The sequence below is a fragment of the uncultured Brachyspira sp. genome, from assembly GCF_944393015.1.
GTDB lineage: Bacteria > Spirochaetota > Brachyspiria > Brachyspirales > Brachyspiraceae > Brachyspira.
Window position 1 is genome coordinate 1 of record NZ_CALXYQ010000078.1, and the last position, 7,703, is coordinate 7,703.

Sequence of the window (7,703 nt, forward strand, 5' to 3'; positions counted from 1 at the left end):
AGAAGAATTATTTTGATATATTGGCATTAAATGAAGAAAGAATAAAAGGGAGAGAAGAAGGTCTTAAAGAAGGTCTTGAAAAAGGCATAGAACAAGGCGAAAAAATAAAGCAATATCTATGGCAAAAAATATGAAAGCTAGAAATATGGATTTAAATCTCATCAGTGAATTAACAGGTTTGACTATAAAAGAAATAGAAGAACTATAATAAAGCTATAAAAAGGCAAGAGATTTTTTATTAAAACTCCTGCCTTTTAATTTTTTAACTATAAACAATTATTTAAAAACTTAAATAATATATAATTTATATATTATTAGTTTTTATTTAGTTCTTTTAAATATTCTTTTCTAACATTTTCCCAATAATTTTTATATGAAATTTTTCCAATAATAGGAACCCAGCCTATAACATTTTTTCTGTCTTTTTCTACATTTGAATTGTGATACACTTCATTTAATTTCACTCTTACCTTATCTGGGCTCATATTAGATATCTGTCCGATTAATTTTGTAAGATATTGATCTCTTTTTATATCAATATTTTCTATATATAATTTAATATCAAAACTATCAATTTTTTTATAACTAACATCTAATTTATTATATGCAGTTATTTTTTCATTAATAGAATCATAATTTTTCTTATCCATATCTTTTTTGTATAACCACTTTATTTTATTTATAATATCATGTGAAACATTGTTATACATATTATCTATTTTCTCTTTATTTATTGTATCTGATTTTTTAGCTTTTTTTATATGGTCAACAGCCAGAGAATAATTATCATTTCTTAAAGAATTATTAATATTTTTTCTCAACTCATTTAATTCTTTATTATTATCTCTTACAAATAAAATTGAAAATGCAATTAATGCTATACTTATAAAAATAGTCTCTAAATACAACCCCTTTTTTATTTCTTTTTTCCCCATATTACTCATAACACTAATAAATGAAGGCAAATAAATTAATAATATATTGAATACGGTATAAAAAATAAATAATATAGTTACATATACTATAATATCTAAAGTCCCTGTAGCTTGCTCTAATCTACCATTTGTAAAATAATTTGCTAAATTATAAATATTAGTAAATAGCCAACCTAACCCAGAATCTGCTTCCTTTGCATATTGCATATTGCATATTATAAGTAAAATAAATTAGCAATCCCAAAATAACAGCCCAAGTCCATAATTTTAACCAAATAGGTCTTTTAATTTTAGCATAATAGTCCGCTTTATCAAATATAGAAACATTACCTCTTCTCTTTTTTCTCTTTTTATAAGCTAGAACTTCTGCATCAAATTCTTCTATATCCTCTTCTTTATTTTCTATAACTTTTTTTGAATCGTTATTTTCTTCTTTTTTTATATCTTTAAATTCTGCATTACTTATTTCTTTAGAACTTTCATTTACATTTAAATTTTCTAATTTCTTAAAATCTGTATCTATTTTATCTGATGTATTACTATCTTCTTTTTTTATATCATTATATACGACTTTTTCACTATTATTGGCAGACTCAATTTGATGTAACTCAGATTCAAAATTATTATTACCGCTAATTCCTTTTAGACTTTTTATATAATCCTCAAATTCTTTAGCTCTTTCATCTGATATACCGTATTTATCTTTTCTCTTATTTAATAAAGTTCTTTCACTATCGTCTATAATACCATCTTCAAACATATCTTCCAAAAGCTCATAATATTCCTTTTCACCTTCTGTATTAAACTTAGGTTTATTTTTATTTTGTATTTCTTGAAGTGCAAAATCTTCTATCTCTTTCACTCTTTCATCTGATAAACCGTATTTAGATTTTCTTTTATTCAATAAACTTCTTCCGCTTTCATCTATAGCTCCGTCTTCAAGCATATCTACCAAAAGCTCATAATATTCTTCTTCTCCTTCTGTATTAAATTTAGGTTTATTTTTATTTTGTATTTCTTGAAGTGCAAAATCTTCTATCTCTTTTGCTCTTTCATCTGATATTCCGTATTTATCTTTTTTCTTATTCAATAAAATCCTTTCACTATATACTATAGCACCATCATCTAATATATCTAATATAAGTTCATAATAGTCCTGTTCTTGTTCTGTAAAATTCATAATTTACTCCTTTAATTATGATTAATAAAAAATATCCAAAGAAAAGATACTAGTATATTTAAATATTTTGAAATATTGAAACTTTAATTTTGAATTGGAATTATGATTAATAAAGTTTATTAAAATTCTAATTTGATTTGATTTGATTTGATTTTTAGCATAATTAAATAAACCTTGAATTAATGTTTCATTGGATTAGTATATATAATAATATTTATTTGTCAATATTTTATACTTAACCTATAGATAATAGTTATAATTTATATAATATAAAAGACTTAATATAATAAAAATATTAATTATGAAATTATATTAAGTCTTTTATTATATTATTCTATTTCTTTATTAGTAAATCTTGATTCTGCTAATTTATCATATAATCTTTTTGACATTATTTTTAAAGTAGCGAATGTTAAACCGCCTGAAGCAACACCGCCTACTAAAGGTATAACTTTTGCTGCAGTTTTTGCAGCTACATCTTTAGTTAATTTTACTCCTACAATTCTTAATAAACTTTTAAGGGTAGAATATCCAACTACCTTGGTAATTGCAACTTTAGGAATCTGTTTTAATGCTACGCCTGCTAAATGCTTTGCTATTTCTTTTAATGCTATAGCAGCCTGAGCCTCTCCAAACATAACTCCTAAATATATTAATACCATATTAGCTTCATCATCTGTCATCTTATCAACATTAGAAAAACCAGGCATGCCTGATAAATATGCAAGTTTCTGTACTATTCTCATACTATGCCCCATAAACTGTGTTAAATCTGCTGGAATAGTACCTATCATAGCAAAACCTCCAGGTAATCCTGCAGCAAATGATACTGCTGTTGCTTTTCCTGTTTCATAATTAATAGCAGCTTTGGCTTTTTTTTCAATAACTTCTAAAGGCACTCCAGCTTCATAAGGGCCTTTTTCTAAAATTTCTTCTACTAACTTAGGATATAAAGGAGCAAATTCTGCTGCTAAATATTCTTCTCTATTTACTTTTACTAATGGTAAATTTGATGTTGTTTTGATTAATGATAAAACTTGTTCTGGTTTTACTTCCATAAATAAATATCTCCATAAAAATTATAATTAATATATAAAATCTTAAAATATAATAGATTTTGTATAGAAAATAAGTATATATAGTAATATTTATTTGTCAATATCGCATAGTAATATTATATATATTAAGGCATTATTTAACATAAAAAAGCCCGTCATATAAATGACAGGCTATTTAAAAATTTCAAAATATTAATTTTTAATTTCTATAAGGAGAGATATCTCTTAGTCTTTTAACAATCTTCTCTATAGCATCGGCAGTATACATTATCTCTTCCATAGTGTTGTCCAATGATAAAGAAAATCTTGTAGAACTATGTGCATATTCAAAAGGCACGCCCATAGCTTGAAGTACGGGGGAAGGTTCTAATGTACCAGATGAACAGGCACTTCCGCTTGAAGTACAAATTCCATATCCGTCTAATAAAAGAAGTATAGCTTCGCCTTCTATATTTTTGAAACTAATATTCGCTGTATTGCTTACTCTATTAGCTCCTTTACCATTTATTTTAACATCAGTTATTCTCTTTAAAACTTCAGCCTCTAAAGTATCTCTAAGTTTAGCAGTATGCTCTATGAATCTAGGAAGCTCTGCCTTAACCATAGAAGCAGCCTTACCCAAACCAATAATATAAGGCACATTCTCAGTACCGGCACGGCGTCCCCTCTCCTGATGCCCTCCTGTCTGAACAGTTCTTAATTTAGTACCATTCTTGATATACAAAGCTCCAATTCCTTTAGGGGCATGTATTTTATGACCTGCTATTGTAAGCATATCAATATAAGGCTCATCTTTCATATTAAGAGGCAATTTACCGGCAGCCTGAACAGCATCAACATGGAATACTGCTCCTGCATTTTTTACTATCTGACCTATTTCTCTTATAGGATAAATAACACCAGTTTCATTATTAGCATACATTATAGATACTATAGCTGTATTTTCATTGATAGCACTTTTTAATTCGTCAATACTTATATTTCCGTCATTATCAACAGAAAGATAAGTAACTCTATAACCATGTCGCTCTAGAGATTTGCATGTTTCTATAACTGCAGGATGTTCTATTTTTGTAGTTATAATATGATTCTTAGTAGGATATGCTTCTATAGTTCCTCTAATAGCCATATTATCGCCTTCACTTCCGCAAGAAACAAAACATACTTCTATAGGCTCGCATCCAAGAAAATCAGCAACTTGTTCTCTTGCTTTTTCCATCTCTTTATGAACAGCTCCTGCTGGAGTGTACATACTAGAAGGATTAAAGTATTGATCCTTAAAATAAGGAAGCATAGCATCCAATACTTCAGGGTATACTCTAGTTGTGGCATTATTATCCATATATATTATTTTTTTCTCTTCCATATATCAACTCCGTATCAATCAAACACCTACAACTTCTAAATCTTTAGAAACAAGTTCCTGCAATTTAGGCTCAACAAAACCTTTCAAAGTATTTTTTGAAGAAGCACAAGCTGAACAAGCTCCTTTAAACTCTATCATAACTTTATTGCCGTCAACATCTACAAGTCTGCAGCTTCCGCCATCCATTTTTAGCATAGGATTAATAACTCTTTCCAATGCCTCTTCTATTTTCTTAATCTTCTGAACTGTAGTCATTGGAGCATTTTTAGCTTCTCTCTCCATCTCTGCTAACTCTTCATTGAGTATATCTTCGATTTTTACTTTACAAGCTCCGCATCCGCCGCCTGCTTTAGTGTAGAAAGTAACTTCATCTACAGTTTTTAAGTTATTCTCTCTGATTGCTCTTTTTATTTTAGTATCTGTTATACCAAAACATTTACAAATGATAGCTCCCTCATCATGCTCATCATCTTCAGTAGCAATTCCTCTGTAATTATTAATGGCTTTTTCTAAAGTTTCCATTCCCATAACAGAACAATGCATTTTTTCCTCTGGAAGACCGCCTAATTCCAAAGCTATATCTCTGTTAGTGATTTTTGAAGCTTCATCAAGAGTTTTACCCTTAATCATCTCTGTTAATATGCTGCTGCTTGCTATAGCTGAAGCACAGCCGAATGTTTGAAATTTAGCATCTTCTATAACTTCAGTATCTTTATTTATTTTTAATGTTAATTTAAGTGCATCTCCGCACACGATACTTCCTGTCATAGCTTCTGCATCAGGGTTTTGTATTTCCCCTACATTTCTAGGATTTATAAAATGATCCTTTACTTTATCTGTATATTCCCACATGTTCCTACCTCCATCTAAGTTAATTATTAATATATTAAATATATTAAATAATTTTGGGATATAAAAATAATATTTTTTATTTTTTTAAATTATTTATTCATTTCGTCTAATATTTGTTTTATAGCAACCTGACATCCGCCGCATCCAGTACCGGCTTTAGTTGCATTAGAAACTTCTTCTACTGTTTTTAACTTTTTTGATTTGATAGCATCTCTAATTTGATCTTCAGTTACTGCCATACAAAAACATATTGTCTTTTCAGCCATTTTTAGATTCTCCTATTATCTAATTAATTTTAAGAAAATAGAAAAATATGAATATCACATTAATCTATTTTATAACCTTCCATTGTTAGAACATTATAACATTTTTAAAATAAATATCAAGTGTATTTTATATATAATTCATTTTTTAATATACATGTATAGATTATATTAAAAATACAAAAAATAATTATACAAAACTTAAAGTATTAATTAACTGTTTCTATTAAAACTGCTTCGTATTTGTAATTTTCTATATTTTCAATATCTATCATTCTAAAATTATCCCTAACAGCATAGAATCTTATATTGGCATTAGGAGGAGCTTCATTACCACCCTCTGATAAAGTAAGTATCAAGTCGAATATTTGATATGAATAATTTTCTTTAAGTATGTTTTTTAAAGACATAAACATTTTCAATGCAAGATTAAGAACTTCTTTAACATTCAAACTATTTGAAATATATATCTCATTATTTTTCCATTCAAAATCTGTTAAATTTGTACCAACAGAAGAAGTGCTGCATAAAGTGCAGTCTGTTTCATTACTAATAACCCAATATTTTTCATTTTCAGAATTTTCTCTCTCGAATATAGAATAATAATTTTTAATCTCTATAGAAGATAAATCTATATCTGAAAGCAGCTCTTTCATCTTAGAATTACTAATCAATTTACTAAAACCTCTTTATAATAAGTTTTTATTTTATTATAAAAAAATTTTATTTATTTTCAATATCATGAGCAATATATTCAACTATTTTATCTCTTACATCTCTGCCGTAATAATTAAACTGCGACTCTCTAATTTTAAAAAGTTTTTCTCTGCCATTTTCCACAAGCATATCAATCTTATTGAAAATATCATTGGTTGAAATAGTACTGCATCCTAAATTATTTTCTTCTAAATATATAGGTGTTCCTTCTTCCTGACCGGGTAAAGCTCCCATAGATACTATAGGGATAATACAATTAATAGCTTCTGCAACAGATAATGAACCGCATCTAGTTATTAAAATATCATTATTATGAAATAATTTAAACAATTCTTCAGCATAACCTATTAAATTAACATCTTTATTATAATTTTTCAGTTTCTGTTTTATACTTTTATAAATATTTTTATTTCTGCCGCATACAACACTAATATCACAATCATATTTTTCATGAAGCTTTCTTATTATGTAGAATATTCTTGAAGATTTTTCAGAATTATTTAATAAAAGAATTCTTAATTTACCGTCAAAATTTGTATGTTTTCTTAAATCTTCTATATTAGAATAAATAGATGAAAAATTATCTCTAACCGGCATTCCAAATGTTACAACTTTTTCTTTGTTTATACCATTTTCTATTATAAAATTTGTACCTTCATGAGATGGGCTTATAATTTTATCTGTTCTGCTATCCAGCCATATATGACTTATACTTATTATATCTGTTATCAAAGTATAAAATTTTATTTTGTAATCATATTTTTCTAAAATATTTAATACACTTCCATTGAATAATGGATGAACACTTAATATCAAATCAGGATTATAATCATCTAAAAGCTTAACTAGTTCTTTTTCTATACTTTTAGAAATATTTTTATTAAAAAAACGAACATTTTTATCTGAAAGTAAAAACAATTTTGACCACATATCAGGAAAATATTTAACACAAGGATTATATAATTTCTCCAATGATGAAATTTTTTTATCTGCTAATACAAAACCATTTATTACTTTACATTCTATTTTACCTTTATACAACTTTTCAAATCCCTGAATAATAGCTGTATGAACACTTTTATGTCCATGTCCTGTATATTCTGAAGATATTATTAAAATTTTGTTCATAATTTTCTCCTTTTATTTTTTATAAGCATAAAATAATTGAGCATCATAAAATAATATATTTAGAAAAAATTATGCAACACCAAAAAAAATGGTAATGGTATAAAAACAAATGATATAATTATGTTATGATTTGCGATTTGCGATTTGCGATTTGCGATTTGCGATTTGCGATTTGCGATTTGCGATTTGCGATTTGCGATTTGC

General features: G+C 26.9%; 8 protein-coding genes and 1 pseudogene. 1 reads left to right on the plus strand and 8 read right to left on the minus strand.

Annotated features, from left to right (window positions below; all coding sequences use genetic code 11):
• Positions 1 to 208: pseudogene (locus Q0K19_RS14500) on the plus strand (hypothetical protein); the annotation flags it as partial.
• 106 nt (positions 209 to 314) lie between these two features.
• Here the strand turns inward: Q0K19_RS14500 and Q0K19_RS14505 are convergent.
• From Q0K19_RS14505 to Q0K19_RS14540, 8 genes are all read right to left on the minus strand, one after another.
• Positions 315 to 935 carry a hypothetical protein gene (locus Q0K19_RS14505; RefSeq protein ID WP_297249208.1) on the minus strand — a complete coding sequence of 207 codons (621 nt, stop codon included), beginning with the start codon at positions 933 to 935 and terminating at the stop codon, positions 315 to 317.
• A 157-nt stretch (positions 936 to 1,092) separates the two neighbouring features.
• Positions 1,093 to 2,115: a hypothetical protein gene (locus Q0K19_RS14510; RefSeq protein WP_297249209.1), complete on the minus strand. Its 1,023-nt coding sequence runs from the start codon at positions 2,113 to 2,115 to the stop codon at positions 1,093 to 1,095.
• 329 nt (positions 2,116 to 2,444) lie between these two features.
• Positions 2,445 to 3,173: a hypothetical protein gene (locus Q0K19_RS14515; RefSeq protein ID WP_297249211.1), complete on the minus strand. Its 729-nt coding sequence runs from the start codon at positions 3,171 to 3,173 to the stop codon at positions 2,445 to 2,447.
• Positions 3,174 to 3,372: 199 nt separating this feature from the next.
• Positions 3,373 to 4,539 carry a cysteine desulfurase NifS gene (gene nifS, locus Q0K19_RS14520; protein ID WP_297249213.1) on the minus strand — a complete coding sequence of 389 codons (1,167 nt, stop codon included), beginning with the start codon at positions 4,537 to 4,539 and terminating at the stop codon, positions 3,373 to 3,375.
• An 18-nt stretch (positions 4,540 to 4,557) separates the two neighbouring features.
• Entirely contained in the window at positions 4,558 to 5,391 is an 834-nt protein-coding gene (nifU, locus tag Q0K19_RS14525; RefSeq protein ID WP_297249215.1) for a Fe-S cluster assembly protein NifU, read from the minus strand.
• Between the two features lie 89 nt (positions 5,392 to 5,480).
• Positions 5,481 to 5,657 (minus strand): (2Fe-2S)-binding protein, encoded by a 177-nt coding sequence (locus tag Q0K19_RS14530; RefSeq protein ID WP_297249217.1) that lies wholly within the window; start codon positions 5,655 to 5,657, stop codon positions 5,481 to 5,483.
• Between the two features lie 206 nt (positions 5,658 to 5,863).
• Positions 5,864 to 6,310: a hypothetical protein gene (locus Q0K19_RS14535; protein WP_297249220.1), complete on the minus strand. Its 447-nt coding sequence runs from the start codon at positions 6,308 to 6,310 to the stop codon at positions 5,864 to 5,866.
• Between the two features lie 67 nt (positions 6,311 to 6,377).
• A complete protein-coding gene (locus Q0K19_RS14540; RefSeq protein WP_297249218.1) occupies positions 6,378 to 7,499 on the minus strand; it encodes a glycosyltransferase in 1,122 nt (373 codons plus the stop codon).
• Positions 7,500 to 7,703 lie beyond the last annotated feature (204 nt).

Coding starts and splice junctions, on each gene's coding strand:
- Q0K19_RS14505 (WP_297249208.1), bottom strand. CDS start 935: ATGGGGAAAAAAGAAATAAAAAAGGGGTTGTATTTAGAGACTATTTTT.
- Q0K19_RS14510 (WP_297249209.1), bottom strand. CDS start 2,115: ATGAATTTTACAGAACAAGAACAGGACTATTATGAACTTATATTAGAT.
- Q0K19_RS14515 (WP_297249211.1), bottom strand. CDS start 3,173: ATGGAAGTAAAACCAGAACAAGTTTTATCATTAATCAAAACAACATCA.
- nifS (WP_297249213.1), bottom strand. CDS start 4,539: ATGGAAGAGAAAAAAATAATATATATGGATAATAATGCCACAACTAGA.
- nifU (WP_297249215.1), bottom strand. CDS start 5,391: ATGTGGGAATATACAGATAAAGTAAAGGATCATTTTATAAATCCTAGA.
- Q0K19_RS14530 (WP_297249217.1), bottom strand. CDS start 5,657: ATGGCTGAAAAGACAATATGTTTTTGTATGGCAGTAACTGAAGATCAA.
- Q0K19_RS14535 (WP_297249220.1), bottom strand. CDS start 6,310: ATGAAAGAGCTGCTTTCAGATATAGATTTATCTTCTATAGAGATTAAA.
- Q0K19_RS14540 (WP_297249218.1), bottom strand. CDS start 7,499: ATGAACAAAATTTTAATAATATCTTCAGAATATACAGGACATGGACAT.